This window comes from Terrimicrobium sacchariphilum (genome assembly GCF_001613545.1).
GTDB classification, from domain to species: domain Bacteria; phylum Verrucomicrobiota; class Verrucomicrobiia; order Chthoniobacterales; family Terrimicrobiaceae; genus Terrimicrobium; species Terrimicrobium sacchariphilum.
Window position 1 is genome coordinate 1,468,207 of sequence record NZ_BDCO01000002.1, and the last position, 16,018, is coordinate 1,484,224.

Genomic DNA, 16,018 nt, shown 5'->3' on the forward strand with positions numbered 1-16,018 from the left:
TACGGAGGGTTTCCGGCACCGCAACCGGTTTTTTACTTTACTGCAAGTTGCTTGCGGGAGCGCTTTCCATCAAGCCGAGGAGAATTGGATACACGAAATCGGTCTTTTGGTAGACCTGAGCGGGGTCGATGAAGTCATGCATGATGTTCTCCTCCTTGCTGAAGACATGCGTGATCACGGCATCGGGGCGCTTCGCCTTCCAAAGGGCGATGAGGTGTTCGTTGACCGCATTGTTCACGGCTTTATCGGCCTCGGTCATTACGACGACGATGCGTCCGGCCTTGGGTGGCTCGGTCGCTGCGGAGCGCATGATGGACTGACCCAATACGATGACCTGCCCGATGACATGGGTGGGGAAGCGAGGATAGGTCTGCGGGGGAGCGGGGGCCTGATCCTTGAGCTGCGGATTCCACCAGAGAAAGACGTTCGGCAGGGTGACGAGCAGACGCGCGGTGGGCGTGAGCAGCCACTCGGGCAGCCCCTTGGGGCCGAGAAACGGAGCCAATACCACGACCTGATCGATGTCGGAGCGGGTCTGGGCGAGGAAGGCGGCGCAGGTGCCATTGACGGAGAGGCCGACGACCGTGAGGTGTTTACCAAGAGGACGGGCCAGCGTGGCTGCGAGGGAGGCGCTGTCGGCGAACTCTTGGGCGGTAATGCCTTTCCAGGAATCGGTCAGGCGGTCTTTCTCCCCGTGGTGTGGCATGCGGGGAATGACGACGTTGGCACCGCGTTCGTAGAGGATATGGCCGAGCTTGCCGAACTGCGCCGGGCTGTTGGACAGGCCATGGAGCAGGACGTACACGCGCTCGGTGGGAGCGCCATGAGAGAGGACCACTGGCCGGCTGTCTTCGCGCACGGAATCGGGCGTGGACGCGATCTCCTTTTCCAGGGCGGACATGGCTTCGGCGTAGGTCAGGGTCTTTGGAGGCATGGTGCCGACGGTGGGTAGGGGGCGAAGTAACCAGATGAAGAATACCAGACCAAGCAACAGTGCCCCGGGAAATATGCCGGCAAGACGTTTTCCAAGAGATGTTGCGATGGGATTGCGGACCACGGCTCCGGGATGCTAGAGGAGATGCCGCCGTTATTCCAATTCCCGCGTGAAAAGATTTTCCACACTCCTTTTGTTGGTCGTTGTCCTGGCCGGATGCGCCCGTAACGCCGAGCAAGCCAAATCCCCCGCGGCTGTCTCATGCAGTCTCGTACGTGAGGCGCGCAGGGAGTCCGATCCCTCGGAGCGGCTGGCGCTTTTGGTCGAGGCTTCGGCCAAGGCGATGGCGGTGGGTGAGGCCGGGCAACCCGCCTACGCCCACGCAATGGAGGGCCTGCTGCGCATGGTGGAGACGGGACAGCTGAAGCCGGGAGCGCGCTACGCCGTACGCGGAGCCGATGGCAAATCGATGACGCTGCAGATCGGCGGGAAGTCCCGCAACGAGCGAGACTTTTCCTACTTCACCGATTTCGAGAAAAGCGTGCCGAACCGCAGGGCCGTGGAGCGGGGATTGCAATGGCCGGGCTGGGGATTCCCAACCGTGGGTCATCGCAGTGTCACTGCGGCCAACCGGGCCAATGATCCTTTTGCTCCGCCCACCGGGTATCACCTTCCCGCGACGGTCTTTCTCGATTTTGAAGGAAACAAGGCCACTCTGCGTCTGCTCGATACCTACAAGATCACTTCCTTTGAGTCCGATGGAAAGGACTGGAAGATCGCAGGAGACATCTCCACTCCGACCAACCTGACCTTCCGCTCGCGGCGCAATCCCATTCTCGCCTCCATCGGGTTCCTCCTGATGACGGATCGGTTCAAGTTTCCCAATCAGCTGATCTTCACCGAGCCGTACGACAGGAGCCGCACGCCAGTCGTCCTGGTTCATGGCCTGCTCTCGACCCCGATGATGTGGGGAAATCTGGTGCGATCGCTCGAGGCCGATCCGGAAATTCGCCGCCGCTATCAGTTCTGGGTCTTCTTCTATCCGACGGGCTGGCCGATTCCGCTCTCCGCCGCCCAGTTGCGGCGCAGCCTCGCCGATGCTGACCAGCGTTACCATTACAAGGAACTTGTCCTCGTTGGGCACAGCATGGGCGGCATCCTCTCTCGCATCCAGGTGACTGACTCCAATGGACGCGGCGTTCTTGCGGACATTGTCGGCGACCCGGCGGCGGCGTCGCTGGAGAGGCGCATGCCTGGAAACGGCAAGCTCAAGGACGCGATGTTCTTCAAACCCAATCCCAAAGTGGAAAAGGTTGTCTTCATCTGCACTCCGCACCGGGGCAGCAACCTCGCCCTCATCGGGCCCGCGGGCTGGGTGGCTGGTCTCATCCGCCTGCCAAGCTACGTCGTGTCGTTGGCGAAGGATGTCGGGCAATACTTCAGCGAAGAAGAGCGACGCCGCATGCCGACGAGTATCGGCGGGCTTTCGCCGCACAATCGATTCCTGCAAGCCATAGCGCGTCGTCCGATCCACAGCCGGACTTTCAGCATCATCGGAGACCGGGGACGTGGAGATACGCCGAACAGCTCGGACGGCGTGGTGCCTTACTCCAGCGCGCATATCGACGGTGCTGAGTCGGAACTGATCGTGCCCGCCGACCATGGAGCCTTCAATCATCCCAAGGCCATCGAGGAACTGCGCCGCATCCTTTTGACGCAATAGCGGTCGGGTCGCGCCCGTCACTCTGGAAATGACCCAAGCCAAGGATTCTCCCGCCGACGGGGTGAGGCCGCCTGCGGTGTACCGGCTCGCTGTGGGCATTCTGCGGTGCATCCTGTTCTTCGGGGCACGGGTGCGGGTCAGCCAGGAGGCGCAGCTACCCGAGGGAGCTTGTATCGTGGCGTCGAATCACATCAGCCACTTTGATCCGCCTCTGATTAGCGGGAGCTTTCGGCGCGTGTTTCGCCGGGATATCGACTGGCTCGCGATGCAGGAGCTTTTTGGGCATCCGGCGTCGAAGCGATTCTTTGAGGGAGCCAATGTCATCCCGGTGAACCGGGGTGGCGGCGACCGGACATCATTGCGCGTCGCCCTGCGTCGGTTGGCGCTCGGGCGCATGGTGGGGATCTTTCCCGAGGGAGGAATCCGGGACGGAGAGGCCTCCATCCTGAGTGGCGCTCCGATGAAGGCTGGCGTCGCCCTGCTGGCGAGCATGGCCAAGGCGCCGATCGTGCCGGTGGTGATTATCGGCAGTGATCGCCTCTATAATAAGAGACGATGGTTTCCCGGACGCCGCGCAACGGTCTGGATCGGCATCGGACGAGCGTTTTCCCCGCTCCCGGATCGCGCGGAAACCGAGAACCGGCTCGCTGAAGAGATCATCGGGTTGAAAGAACGAGTGATGGTCAAATACGGCCTCACTGCCGCCGATCTGCCGCATCCCCCGAAGGAGCGGATGGCCGAGGCATGAGACGGCTCATCCAAAAATCCATGGCCCAGGCCATGGATGCCGCGATGTGCGGTATGATGAACGCCCTGCAATGGCGGCGACGGTCCGGGGTGTGCACCCGCGCGGAACTCGACGCCTATCTCACCGCCTGCGAGATGGTGACGCGCGAGGAGTTTTACCCGGTCGTTTCCTTTTCCCCGCGACGCGAGGATATCTGGCTGCGCTGGGAAAGTCCGGTCTCCAGCGGTTTTGCGGAGAATGACAAGGTGAAGGTGCGGCTTTATCTCTGCGACGAGGGGTTTCATGCGCCCACGGTGATCATCCTGCACGCGCTGATGAGTGCCAGCGACCTTGGTTACCAGCGGGTGGCGCGATGGTTCAACGCCCATGGGTGGAATGTCGCCTTCCCCCATCTGCCATTTCACTACTCCCGGACGCCTGGCGGGTACTTCAATGGGGAGCTTGCGATCACGGCGAACCTGATCCGCAATGCCGAAACCCTGCGACAGGGCGTGATGGAGCTCCGCCAGCTCATGGGCTGGCTGCGCGAGCATGGAACGCCGGAATTCGGATTGATCGGAACGAGCTTCGGCGGGTGGAATGCGGCGCTCCTGAGTTCGCTGGAGTCCGATCTGCGCTTCGTCGGCCTCGTGCAGCCCATCGTGAATGTCGAGGCGGCGATCTGGGAAAACCCCACGGCGGCGGTGATGAGGAGGTTGCTCGCACGGCAGGGAATCGGTCGGGGCGAAAGCGCCCGGCATGCACACTTGAGCTCGCCCATGCACGGAAAGCCACTTTGCGGCGGCGACCGGGTCATCCTGACCGCTGGGACCTACGATACGGTTTCGCCTCGGACTGAACTGGTTGCCCTGCGAGAGCTTTGGCCGGGGGCGACGCTTTTGGATGTGAAACAGGGGCATTTCGGATATTCCGCCCTGCGTGAGACATTGCGGGAAATCGCCCGGCGGCTCGGGGTGGCGGACACCGTATAGGAAGAACATCCTATTTCCGTCCGGCCCCTTTTTTTCGAGAATTTCGGACATGGACGGTACTCCCTCAATTCAGCTCCCGACCGCAACGGGCGGAATGGGCGTGTCGTTCGCTCGAGGCGGCATGAATATCGCTTCACCTCTTCCGACTTTATGAACACCACCCTTTATGCCGAAACCCTACCCGGAGGGGCCATGTGGTCGATGCGGGTTCCCCGCCATCGCCGTGTCCGGCTCACCGCGCTCAATGCTGGAGCCAATGTCTCAGCGCTCCTGTACAATGCCGATCAGCCGCTCGATCGGTTGAATGTTCCTGACACGCTCAAGGCTCTGCATACGGCCAAGCTCACCAAGGGCCACATCCTCATGAGTGACATGGGGCACGCGCTGGCTTCCATCGTGGAGGATTCCCTCGGCTGGCACGATCCGCTCGGCGGCCATCTTACGGCGGCCCAGGCGCTGGCGAAGTACGGCGACCACAACTATCAGCAGTACCGCAACGACTTTCACCGCAACGCGCACAATGACTTCCTGGTCGAATTGAGCAAACACGGGCTCGGCCTCGCGGACATCGTGGCCAACGTGAACTTCTTCAGCAAAGTCGCGGTGGACGACGACGGCAAAATGGCCTTCGTGCCGAATCACGCGTCGGCGGGAGATTCCCTCGAGCTGCGCACGGAGATGAACGTGCTCCTCGTGCTGGCGAACTGCCCGCATCCCATGAACCCCGCTTCGGAATATCCTGTCTGCCGCGTGCAGGTGGAGATTTTCCCGACGGAGGCCCCCGGGCCTGATGACTTCTGTCGAAACTTCCGTCCTGAATGCGAACGCACCCTCGCACTGACCGAACGCCTCTTTATCTGATCCGATGAGCACGCTGATTTACACGGAAAGCCCCCTCGATCCCAAGCACGCCGTCTACGACGCGACTATCCTCGCGGGCGATGGATGGTTTCACCCGGTGAGAAAGGGGCAGACGCTCCGCATCGTCGATCTGGAGGGCAACCAGGCGGCGGATACATTTTTCTTCAACGCGGCGGACGTGAAGGAACGCTACAGCGCGCAGGACACGATTCGCGAGCAGGGTTCGATCTACCTGACGACCGGCACGCCGCTCATGTCCAACCTGTGCAACCCGCTCCTGACCATCACAGCGGATACCTGCGGGCGGCATGATACGCTCGGCGGGGCCTGTGCGGCCGAGAGCAATATGGTGCGGTACTCGCTCGACAAGCGCTTCATGCACGCCTGCCGCGACACGTTCCTGCTCCAGATGGCGCTCTCGGGGTACCATGTGACGAAGCGCGATCTCGCGCATAACATCAACTTCTTTATGAACGTGCCGGTGACGCCCGAGGGCGGCCTGCGCTTCGCCGACGGCGTGTCGGAGCCCGGGAAATATGTCGAGATGCGGGCCGAGATGGATGTGCTCTGCCTCATCTCCAACTGCCCGCAGCTGAACAATCCCTGCAACGCTTATAATCCGACTCCGATTCAGGTTCTCATCTGGTAATCCGCCATGTTCACCAAGGTCCTCATAGCCAACCGGGGCGAGATCGCCTGCCGTATCATTCGCACGCTCGACCGCCTGGGCGTGGCCTCCGTCGCCGTGTACTCCGAGGCCGACGCCCATGCCGCCCATGTCCGTCTCGCAGGCGAGGCGGTGTGCGTCGGTCCGGCGCAGGCCGCGCAGAGCTATCTGCTCATCGACCGCATCCTCGATGCGGCGAAGCAGACAGGTGCGCAGGCCATCCATCCGGGCTATGGGTTCCTGAGTGAAAACCCCGAGTTTGCCGAGGCCTGCGAAAAGGCGGGTATTGCCTTCATCGGACCAACGGCGGGAAACATGCGCGACTTTGGCCTCAAGCACACGGCCCGCGCGCTCGCCATCGCGAGCGGAGTGCCGGTTTCGCCGGGCACGGAGTTGCTGGCCTCGGTGGACGAGGCGCGCGAGGCGGCGGCGCGTATCGGCTATCCCGTGATGCTCAAGAGCACGGCGGGTGGCGGCGGCATCGGCATGCAGCTGGCGCGGTCGGAGGACGAACTCGCGGAAAAATTTGCCAGCGTCGAGCGCATGGCCCGCAGCAGCTTCAAGGAGTCCGGGTTGTTTCTCGAGAAATTCATCGAGGCGGCGCGGCATGTGGAGGTGCAGATCTTTGGCGACGGCGAGGGAACGGTGGCGGTGCTGGGCGAGCGGGATTGCTCAGTGCAGCGGCGCAACCAGAAGGTGATCGAGGAGACGCCCGCCCCGCATCTTTCCGAGGAGGTGCGCCAGAGGCTGCACCTGTGCGCGAAGGGGCTTGGCGAGGCGGCGAAGTACCGCTCCGCGGGCACGTGCGAGTTCATCTACGACGCGAACGAGGAGAAGTTTTATTTCCTGGAAGTCAATACACGCCTTCAGGTGGAGCATTGCGTGACCGAGCAGGTCTCGGGCCTCGATCTGGTGGAGTGGATGGTGCGACTCGCCGCCGGGGAAAAGCTGCCACTCGAGGCGTACCGGCATGAGCCGAAGGGGCATTCTGTGCAGGCGCGCGTCTACGCGGAGGACCCGAACAAAAACTTTCAGCCGAGCTGCGGGTTGCTCACGGAGGTGAGCTTCCCGGCGGGTGTGCGCGTCGACGGCTGGGTCGAGCGCGGGTCGGAGGTGACGCCGTACTACGATCCGATGATCGCCAAGGTGATCTCCCATGCGGCGACACGCGAGGAGGCGATCGTCCAGCTTGAAAAGGCGCTGGCGGCCAGCCGGGTCGATGGCATCGAGACAAACATCGACTATCTCGGGGCAATCCTCGGGAGCAGGGAATTCCTCGCGGGCGGGGTCACGACGAAGTTTCTCTCAACCTTCCCCTTCACGCCCCGCACCATCGACGTGCTGGAGCCGGGAACGCACACGACGGTGCAGGATTATCCCGGGCGTACCGGGTATTGGGAAATCGGCGTGCCGCCCTCGGGGCCGATGGATCATCTCGCGTTTCGTCTGGCCAACTGGCTCGTGGGCAATGACGAAAAGGCTGCGGGCCTCGAGTGCACGGTGACCGGGCCGAAGCTGAAGTTTCACCGCGACGCCCGGGTGGCTGTGACGGGTGCGGATATGCAGCCTGAGATCGACGGCGTGCGCCAGCCGATGTGGGAGGCCTTTGATGTGAAGGCGGGCCAGACGCTGAAACTCTACCCGGTCGCGGGCGGGGGATGCCGCGCCTACCTCGCGGTGGCGGGGGGATTTGATGTGCCGGATTACCTCGGGAGCAAGGCGACGTTTACGCTGGGCCAGTTCGGCGGACATGGCGGTCGCATCCTGCGCGCCGGAGATGTCTTGAAGATGGCGCGTGAGGTTGCGCTGACTGCTCCGCGCCGGATCGCGGAGCCGCCGATCTATTCCAACTCCTGGAACATCGCGGTGATGTACGGCCCGCATGGCGCGCCGGATTTCTTCACGCCGGAGGACATCGAGACGTTTTTCGCGTCGGACTGGAAGGTTCACTACAATTCCTCCCGCACGGGCATCCGGCTCATCGGGCCAAAACCCAAGTGGGCGCGACCGGATGGCGGCGAGGCGGGGCTGCATCCGTCGAACATTCACGACAATGCCTATGCCATCGGCGCGGTGGATTTCACCGGCGACATGCCCGTGATTCTCGCCGTCGACGGGCCGAGCCTGGGCGGCTTTGTCTGCCCGGTGACGATCATTCAGGCGGAGTTTTGGAAAATGGGACAGCTTCGCCCTGGCGATACCGTCAAGTTTGTCCCGACCACGGTGCAGGCGGCGGTGGAGGCCGAGCTTGCTTTGGATAACTGGACGACCGAGGGCGAGGGACGCCAGCAGATCGAGTTTGCGCCCGCCGATTTGTCCTCGGACCGCTTGCTGACTGTTCCCGAGGAGGGCGAGCTGCCGCAGGCGGTGTATCGCGCGGCGGGCGACAAGTACCTGCTCGTCGAGTACGGCCCGCTGGTGCTCGATCTCAACTTGCGCTTCCGCGTGCATGCGCTCATGACGGCGCTGGTCGATGCGAAGCTCCCGGGCGTGCTCGACATCACGCCGGGCATTCGGTCGCTGCAGATTCACTATGATAGTCGCGTCCTTTCGCTGGGCGAATTGATCGATGCGCTGAGCGCCTTGGAAAATGCGCTGCCCTCGCTGGACGACCTGGAGGTGCCAACCCGCATCGTGCGGCTGCCGCTCTCGTGGGATGATCCGGCGACGCAGCTCGCGATCGACAAATACGCGCAATCCGTGCGCAAGGATGCTCCATGGTGCCCGAGTAATATCGAGTTCATCCGCCGCATCAATGGCCTCTCCAGCATTGAGGAGGTGAAGGAGATTGTCTTCTCCGCCAGCTATCTCGTGATGGGGCTGGGCGATGTCTATCTCGGTGCGCCGGTGGCCACGCCGCTCGATCCGCGCCATCGGCTGGTGACGACGAAATACAACCCGGCCCGCACCTGGACGCCGGAAAACGCTGTCGGCATCGGCGGCGCGTATTTGTGCGTTTACGGCATGGAAGGGCCGGGTGGATACCAGTTCGTCGGGCGTACCGTGCAGATGTGGAACCGCTGGCGGCAGACGGCGGATTTTGCGCAGCCGTGGCTGTTGCGGCACTTTGACCAGATCCAGTTTTACCCAGTGAGCGCGGAGGAGCTGCTGCGCATGCGCGAAGAATTCCCGCAGGGCAAGCTGAAGCTCGACATTCGCGAAGAGCGGTTCCGGTTGGGAGACTATCGCAAGTTCTTGTCCGGGATTTCGGACGAGGCGGCGAAGTTCAAGGCGACCCAGCAGCAGGCATTCAATGAGGAGCGCGAACGTTGGGCGCTGGCAGGGTCCGGAGATGGCTCCGCTGCCGATACGGTGGAGGAGGATGCGCCCGAACCGCTGCTGGAGCTCGCGGAGGGTTCCCATGCCATTGACTCTCACGTGGCTGCCAATGTCTGGAAGGTCTGTGTCGAACCCGGAGCCGAGGTGGCTGAGGGCGAGACGCTCATGATCCTGGAGGCCATGAAGATGGAGATCGCCATCGTCGCGCCGCTCGCTGGAACGGTGGAGGCTATACGCTGTGCCGAGGGTCAGATGGTCATGCCCGGGCAAACTTTAGCCGTGATCGCTGAAAAATGAGCATCGTTGAAAAAGTTCGCGAAACCTATCGCCGCATCCGCGAACGCCGGGATGACGGCGTCTGGATTTCGCTTGTTCCGGAGGAGATTTCATTGGCGCGAGCCGCTGCGGTGGAGGGGAGTGATCGTCCACTGGCGGGGCTGACTGTCGCGATCAAGGACAACATCGATTTGCAGGGGCTGCCCACGACGGCGGGATGCCTCGCCTTTGCCTACGAGCCCGCGCAGGATGCCGCAGTGGTGAGCAAGCTTCTCGCGGCGGGCGCCATTCCCATCGGCAAGACGAATCTTGACCAGTTCGCCACCGGGCTGAACGGGACGCGGTCGCCTTATGGCATTCCGCGCTGTGTATTCAACGAGGATTACATCAGCGGCGGATCGAGTTCCGGTTCTGCTGTCGCGGTTGCGGCCGGGCTGGTGGATTTTTCCCTCGGCACGGATACGGCCGGGTCGGGGCGCGTCCCGGCGGCTTTTAACAACCTGATCGGCTACAAACCGACGCGCGGGCGCTGGTCGACGGCGGGCCTGGTTCCCGCCTGTCGGACCCTGGATTGCATCACGGTTTTCGCGAAGGAACTCCCGCTGGCGAGGCGGGTGGACGAGGTGATACGCGGGTTTGATCCCGCTGATCCGTATTCCCGCCCGATCCCGGAAGTTTCTCCCCGGCAGGGAGCCATCGGGATTTTGCCGGAGGCGGAGCGCGAGTTTTTCGGAGACACCGAGTATGCGCGGCTCTACTCGGAGGCCCTCGCAAAAGCAGGAGCCCTGGGCTGGGAAGTCGTGGAGTTTGACTACAGGCCGTTCCGTGAGGCGGCTGCTCTCCTTTACGCTGGCCCGTGGGTGGCCGAGCGCACGGCGGCGATGGAGGAATTTCTCGCCGGACATGCTGATGCGGTGCATCCGACGGTGCGCGCCATCGTGGAAGGGGGGAGGAAATTCACGGCGGTGGAGACTTTTCGCGCCCAGTACCGGCTCGCCGCCCTGGCGCGGGAAACCGAGGCGACCTGGGAGCGTTGTGCGGCCCTCATGCTTCCGACGGCGGGAACGATCTATACGGTGGAGCAAATGCTGGCCGATCCGATCACTCTGAACTCCAATCTTGGTCGCTACACCAATTTCATGAACCTGCTGGATTTGTGCGGTATTGCCATTCCCGCGGGCTTTCGCCGGGACGGTATTGCCTCTGGCGTGACTCTGTTTGCTCCGGCATGGCAGGACGGCCATTTATTCGGGCTTGCGGAGCAATGGAGCGGCGGATTGCAATCATCCGACAAACAATAGCAAGCAGCCGTTAGCGGGTGATGGCGGGTTGCGGCATGATCCGCCGCAATGAAATTATCCTTTCGTTCGCTGCTGATCGCTGGAGCCTGCCTGGCTGCCAGCGGAGTTTCCCATGCAACCAGTGTTGGCTACACGGACTACTCCAGCCTTCTCGGAAGCAACGCCAGTTGGTCGCTTTGGGATGTCTTTCCCGGTGGCGGAGTTGTTTTCGGAAGTACGGTGGCTGCTTCCTTTTCGTCCCGATCTGATGACTTGGGAACTTCCAACGCGGTGCTTTCGGCGAGCTTCAGCGGCGGAAATCCAGGTGCCTTGCTGCTTGCCGACGCGGCTGGCACGGCAAACAGCCAGCTCTATACCGGCGGAGCGACAACGTCTTTCACAGTCTCAGCCATAACGACCGGAACGCTCTCGACCTTTGTCCTCCAGGTGAAGCAAAACGCTGCAAATCCCAGTGGCGGTACGGATACCAGCGGCCTGACGAGCTACTTCACGCCAACACTGAACGGTGTTGCCTTTACCAATGCCACGGTCGGATCAGCGTTTGCCGACCCCACCTCGGCTTCGACGAGCGACTGGGTGATCACGACGTGGTCCTGGTCTGGCCTGGATATCAGCGAGGGTGAGTTGATCACGCTCTCCTTCGGAGGCGCATTTGCCCACAAGTCTCTCGATGGCGTGCGTATTGACGCAGACGCAGGCCTGGCGGTACCGGAGCCGTCAACCTACGCCCTGATCGGTCTCGGCCTCGGCGCTGTCATTTGGATGGCTCGTCGTCGCTCCACGGTTGCGGTTTCCTGAGGTGTTGACTCTTACCATCGCAAATCACCGCTAATCTTTCGCAAGCCACCGTAGGCGGGTGAGTGTCCGCCTACGGTAAACCTTTTTACCTATCTCATGTCGAAGACGGATCACGCACCCATTCATAGAGCAGGTTCCCCCCGGGGCTTCTCATTGATCGAGTTGCTCGTGACCATCGGCATCATCGTGACTCTCGCCCTTGTCGGTACGGGCATTCAGGGGACGATGGCCGAAAAGGCTGCCTCAGCGCAGGATGTCGCTGCGGGGAGGACCCTCATCTCGGCATATCAGGCATATGCTGCGGAAAATAGCGGTCAATTGCTGGTGGGATATCAGAAAGGCGCCCAGCCGGTGACGCTGCCGGACGGGAGCCAGATCAGCGGAGAAGCTGCCAGCCGCTATGTATGGAGGCTGGCCCCGTATTTTGACTATTCCATCAATGGTGTGCTGTACTCCAAGGCTCGGGTCCGGGCACAGAAGGAGTCCGAGGATGCCGGGATGAAAGGATACGGGGAAAGTATTTCCGTGGCCTACGGGATCAATGCCTACTACGTCGGGGGATTCGTGGAGAATGGCGAAACGTCCATTCCGAGCGGTGATGTGGCGACCTCGCTTTTGCAGGTGGACAAGCCCTCCTCCCTGCTTGTCTTTGCGACAGCAAGGAGCAGTCAAGGATCGGGGCATTATCTGGTCAAGGCTCCGCGGTTTGTGCCTCGTGCTGCCGGGACGGGGGCATTGTCGCAGCCGGACTGGCCGCAGAATGGCTCGGCGGAGTCGACGGGCAATGTGGACTTTCGCAATGGCGACAAGGCGATGTGTGTCTTCCTGGATGGAAGCATACGATCCTACAAGGTGGCGGAACTGACGGACATGCGCCTGTGGAGCAAGAACGCGGCCCGCGATGATAATCCGAACTATGCTCCCGTGCTCGAGGGAGGAAGTGGCGGAAGGGGAAATCGATGATGATAAATCGTTGGTCAGGACTTTTGGCAGCCGGAGTGCTCGCGATCGGCGGCGGAGCGGCCCGGGCGGACTTTCTCTTCGCTCCAGGTAGTGGCTTTATCGAGCCGACGCTGAACTATGGTGGCTCCACCACACGCTACAGCGAGTGGAGGAATTTCTACTCCACGAGCACGGTGGGCAATCTGCCGGACTACTACGCGGAGTTTGGAGGTGTAAAAGTCGGCTCCGTGTGGCAGCCGACGCCTCGCCCGGTGGATGATCCGGATTTTCCGGCGCAGCCGAGCTACTATACCAGTGATCGTCCGAATGCTTTCTGGAACATCAACAATCCCACGATCACCCAGACGAATGCTGCGACAGGGTATATCAGCAGCACGGGGAACTTCTATGGGCTGAATGGAGCGCAGAGTTTCCGCCTCGACGACAACACCGCCGCGACGGATGACCCCTCGGGCATGCCGGGCTACACGGCTGGGACGGTGGTCTTCCAATTTCAGACGGACGGCCAGTTTGTTGACCTCGCGACGATTCGTCTCGTCTACATGGACGGCGGCATCGAAAAGTGGATCTCCGCCGCGGATCTTGATCGGGCAGAGATGCTACGGGAATACATGCCTCCGGAGGGGGCGAGTTCGGACCCCAGTTCGGCGGAAGGATATGAGAGTCGTTTCGCGATCCAGTGGAACCTGACGGGGCTGGGCATCTCGGACTACTCGATCGTCTGGGATACGGAGTCGCATACCAGCCTCCAGCAGGTCTCCCTGGATACCTCGGATCAGTATGTTGCCGCGATCCCAACGAGTCGGGAGTGGACTGGCGGGAGTGGTTCCTGGAGCGATGGTGCGAACTGGCTGGATCGATCGGCCGGTGGCACCTATGGAACCGGACCGGTCGAGAATGGGAACGTGCGTTTCGAAAACACATCGGCTGCGCTGGTTGCGCTGGCGAGCAGCAAGACGGTCGGGGAGATCGTTTTCACCACGGCTAATGACCTGACCTTGGAGGCCGATGCGGGGGTGGCTTTGACTGCGAATACCGGCATCTCCACGACAGCGGCTGCCACGGGAGTGTATTCCATCAAATCCGACTATGTTTTCGGAGCAGTCAATCTCTTTGACATCGCGGCGGGCACGGTCTTGATCGATGGCGATGTCTCGGGCGATTACGGATTTATAAAAACGGGGAGTGGTGCGCTGGCGCTGTCCGGAAACAATTCGTTTACCGGGGCGATCGACATCCAGGCGGGAAGCGTGCGGTTGACCGGTTCAAACACGACGACCGCAACGGTCAGCGTGCGTGGCGGGGAACTGTCGCTGGCATCCGGGACAGCGTTGACCACGAGCGGCGAGGTGAAGGTGGGTTTTGACAGCACCTTCTTTGACAATCCTGTTCCGGCGGCGCTGTTTATTGACGGCGCCTATACTTTGGGCCGCTCGATCCAGGTCGTCGCGAATAACTCCCAGGTGATCCTGGGCGCACGAAATACCGGGGGCCAGGACGCGGTTTATTCCGGAGCGGTCGGCCTCACCTCCGGAGCGGCGGATGTGCGTCTGCGCACGGAGAGCGCGACAGACAGGGTGAGGTTCACCGGAGCGATGACCGGGGGCGGCACCAATCGCACCATGACGATCGACGGACCGGGCACGGTGATTTTCTCGGGAACGGCAAAGAACTACAATGACGCGACCGTGGTCAGCAGCGGCACGCTGGTGCTGGAGACGACAATCGGCGCAGCCAACGGAACGGGATTTGGCAGCTTCACCGTGAAGAACGGGGCGGTGTTTCACATCACCTCGACCGGACGGTTGAATGGATTTGCGGGGGATATCTTTACCCCTCAGTCGGTTTTGACGATCGAGGCGGGAGGCAAGGTCAAAGGAGCCGGCGTCATTGCGCGAAAAGTCGCGACAACGGGCACGCTGAGCATCATCGAAGCATCGCGCAGTGAGGGAACTTTGACGATGACATCCCTCGATGCCAGCCAGGGTGTCACGTTCCAGTTTGACCTTCAGCAAACCGTTGACCCCGGGATTCCTCTTGTGGCGATCACCGGAGAGTTCAAGGGGAGCGTGCTGGATGATGGAGTCCGCATCGCCTTCTCAAACCTGGGATCGATCGAGGTGGGGCAGGCGTACACACTGTTTTCCTACGGCAGCGTGTCGGGGCTGACCCTGAGCGACCTTTTTCTCGTAAATACCGGATTGGTGCTCGATCAGTCCTTCGGCACGGGGGGCTGGAAGATTGAGAATGGCGAGATCCAGGTGCAGTTTGCAGCAGTTCCCGAGCCGTCCACCTTGGCCTTGCTGGGTATGTGTGGAGTGATGCTCCTGCTGTTTCGCCGAAAGATCCGCTCGCTCGCGTCGTAGGTCGGAATCCTGTCCGGCGCGTCGCATACCTAATTTCCAAACGATCCCTAACAGAGGTAACATGCTATGAAAACCGAAACGGTTGAACTAAAGGACCAGTGGCGAGGACTGCTGGAAAAAGAACCGAAGCTCCGCATCCGAGATGCGGCCACCAAGCTCGGCGTGAGCGAAGCGGAGCTTCTCGCGACCCGCTGCGGTGACGATGTCACCCGCCTCGAGGGCGACTGGGCGGCTCTGATCAAGGAGTTTCCCCGCCTGGGTCGCATCATGTGTCTGACCCGCAATGAAGCGGCAGTGCATGAGCGCTACGGCGAGTTTCGCCAAATCGACTTTTTCCACGGCATGGGCCAGGTGGTCGGGCACGACATCGACCTGCGTTTGTTCATGCATGCGTGGAAGTACGGCTATGCCGTGACGGACCGCACGCCGGAGGGCGAGCGCCAGAGCTTCCAGTTCTTCGACAAGAACGGCACGGCGATTCACAAGGTCTTCCTGCAAAAGGAGAGCAACTACGGTGGATACGGCGAGCTCATGAATCGCTTCCGCGCAGTCGACCAGTCGACGACGCAGCCGGTCGAATCCGTGTCGGCTCCGCGCCCGGTATTGCCCGACGCCGAGATCGACGTGGCCGGATTCCAAAAAGCCTGGCTCGAGTTGAAGGACACGCATGCCTTTTACATGCTGCTCCAGCAGTTCCGCGTGGCCCGCGAGCAGTCGCTCCGCCTGGCCCCGGAGGGAATGACTTGGCGCCTTTCGCTCGATGCCACCCGCGTGATGCTCGAGCAGGCGGCCTCGCGGCAGCTCCCCATCATGGTCTTCATCGGCAGCCCCGGCTGTATCCAGATCCACACTGGAGAGGTGACGAATATCAAGATGTTCGGCGCGGACTGGCTGAACGTGCTCGACGACGAGTTCAACATGCATCTGCATCTCCCCCACGTCGCTTCTGCCTGGGTGGTTCGCAAACCCACCACGGATGGCATCGTGACCTCGGTCGAACTCTATGATGCCGCTGGCGAGAACATCGCGCTCTTCTTCGGCAAGAGGAAGCCGGGCGAGGTGGAGGATGCCCGCTGGCAGGCGCTCGTCTCCGAGTTGCCGGTCAAGGAGAACGCGTGAGGGCGCTCGTTG

Annotated in this window: 12 protein-coding genes; 11 read left to right on the forward strand and 1 reads right to left on the reverse strand. The window is 61.7% G+C overall.

Going from position 1 to position 16,018, the window contains the following annotated elements; genetic code table 11:
• Positions 1-37: 37 nt before the first annotated feature.
• Positions 38-934 (reverse strand): alpha/beta hydrolase, encoded by an 897-nt coding sequence (locus tag TSACC_RS06965; RefSeq protein ID WP_153811316.1) that lies wholly within the window; start codon positions 932-934, stop codon positions 38-40.
• A gap of 169 nt (positions 935-1,103) precedes the next feature.
• Between TSACC_RS06965 and TSACC_RS06970 the strand changes: the two genes are divergently transcribed.
• From TSACC_RS06970 to TSACC_RS07020, 11 genes are all read left to right on the forward strand, one after another.
• A complete protein-coding gene (locus tag TSACC_RS06970) occupies positions 1,104-2,657 on the forward strand; it encodes an esterase/lipase family protein (protein ID WP_153811317.1) in 1,554 nt (517 codons plus the stop codon).
• A gap of 28 nt (positions 2,658-2,685) precedes the next feature.
• Positions 2,686-3,405: a lysophospholipid acyltransferase family protein gene (locus TSACC_RS06975; RefSeq protein WP_075078649.1), complete on the forward strand. Its 720-nt coding sequence runs from the start codon at positions 2,686-2,688 to the stop codon at positions 3,403-3,405.
• On the forward strand, positions 3,402-4,376 hold the full coding sequence (locus TSACC_RS06980; protein ID WP_075078650.1) for an alpha/beta fold hydrolase: 975 nt from the start codon (positions 3,402-3,404) through the stop codon (positions 4,374-4,376). The genes TSACC_RS06975 and TSACC_RS06980 overlap by 4 nt, the downstream gene beginning before the upstream one ends.
• A 150-nt stretch (positions 4,377-4,526) precedes the next feature.
• On the forward strand, positions 4,527-5,237 hold the full coding sequence (locus TSACC_RS06985) for an urea amidolyase associated protein UAAP1 (RefSeq protein WP_075078651.1): 711 nt from the start codon (positions 4,527-4,529) through the stop codon (positions 5,235-5,237).
• Positions 5,238-5,241: 4 nt separating this feature from the next.
• Entirely contained in the window at positions 5,242-5,886 is a 645-nt protein-coding gene (locus TSACC_RS06990) for an urea amidolyase associated protein UAAP2 (RefSeq protein WP_075078652.1), read from the forward strand.
• Between the two features lie 6 nt (positions 5,887-5,892).
• A complete protein-coding gene (gene uca, locus TSACC_RS06995) occupies positions 5,893-9,480 on the forward strand; it encodes an urea carboxylase (RefSeq protein ID WP_075078653.1) in 3,588 nt (1,195 codons plus the stop codon).
• Positions 9,477-10,760 carry an allophanate hydrolase gene (atzF, locus tag TSACC_RS07000; protein WP_075078654.1) on the forward strand — a complete coding sequence of 428 codons (1,284 nt, stop codon included), beginning with the start codon at positions 9,477-9,479 and terminating at the stop codon, positions 10,758-10,760. The genes uca and atzF overlap by 4 nt, the downstream gene beginning before the upstream one ends.
• A 48-nt stretch (positions 10,761-10,808) precedes the next feature.
• Positions 10,809-11,558, forward strand: coding sequence for a PEP-CTERM sorting domain-containing protein (locus TSACC_RS07005; protein ID WP_075078655.1), 750 nt, complete (start codon positions 10,809-10,811; stop codon positions 11,556-11,558).
• Positions 11,559-11,654: 96 nt separating this feature from the next.
• Positions 11,655-12,521, forward strand: coding sequence for a type II secretion system protein (locus tag TSACC_RS07010; RefSeq protein WP_075078656.1), 867 nt, complete (start codon positions 11,655-11,657; stop codon positions 12,519-12,521).
• On the forward strand, positions 12,518-14,887 hold the full coding sequence (locus tag TSACC_RS07015; RefSeq protein WP_075078657.1) for a PEP-CTERM sorting domain-containing protein: 2,370 nt from the start codon (positions 12,518-12,520) through the stop codon (positions 14,885-14,887). The genes TSACC_RS07010 and TSACC_RS07015 overlap by 4 nt, the downstream gene beginning before the upstream one ends.
• Positions 14,888-14,953: 66 nt before the next feature.
• Positions 14,954-16,006 carry a hemin-degrading factor gene (locus tag TSACC_RS07020; RefSeq protein ID WP_075078658.1) on the forward strand — a complete coding sequence of 351 codons (1,053 nt, stop codon included), beginning with the start codon at positions 14,954-14,956 and terminating at the stop codon, positions 16,004-16,006.
• Positions 16,007-16,018 lie beyond the last annotated feature (12 nt).

Excerpts from the sequence above, each read along its gene's own strand:
- TSACC_RS06965 (WP_153811316.1), bottom strand. The coding sequence starts at position 934 with ATGCCTCCAAAGACCCTGACCTACGCCGAAGCCATGTCCGCCCTGGAA.
- TSACC_RS06975 (WP_075078649.1), top strand. The coding sequence starts at position 2,686 with ATGACCCAAGCCAAGGATTCTCCCGCCGACGGGGTGAGGCCGCCTGCG.
- TSACC_RS06980 (WP_075078650.1), top strand. The coding sequence starts at position 3,402 with ATGAGACGGCTCATCCAAAAATCCATGGCCCAGGCCATGGATGCCGCG.
- TSACC_RS06985 (WP_075078651.1), top strand. The coding sequence starts at position 4,527 with ATGAACACCACCCTTTATGCCGAAACCCTACCCGGAGGGGCCATGTGG.
- TSACC_RS06990 (WP_075078652.1), top strand. The coding sequence starts at position 5,242 with ATGAGCACGCTGATTTACACGGAAAGCCCCCTCGATCCCAAGCACGCC.
- uca (WP_075078653.1), top strand. The coding sequence starts at position 5,893 with ATGTTCACCAAGGTCCTCATAGCCAACCGGGGCGAGATCGCCTGCCGT.
- atzF (WP_075078654.1), top strand. The coding sequence starts at position 9,477 with ATGAGCATCGTTGAAAAAGTTCGCGAAACCTATCGCCGCATCCGCGAA.
- TSACC_RS07005 (WP_075078655.1), top strand. The coding sequence starts at position 10,809 with ATGAAATTATCCTTTCGTTCGCTGCTGATCGCTGGAGCCTGCCTGGCT.
- TSACC_RS07010 (WP_075078656.1), top strand. The coding sequence starts at position 11,655 with ATGTCGAAGACGGATCACGCACCCATTCATAGAGCAGGTTCCCCCCGG.
- TSACC_RS07015 (WP_075078657.1), top strand. The coding sequence starts at position 12,518 with ATGATGATAAATCGTTGGTCAGGACTTTTGGCAGCCGGAGTGCTCGCG.
- TSACC_RS07020 (WP_075078658.1), top strand. The coding sequence starts at position 14,954 with ATGAAAACCGAAACGGTTGAACTAAAGGACCAGTGGCGAGGACTGCTG.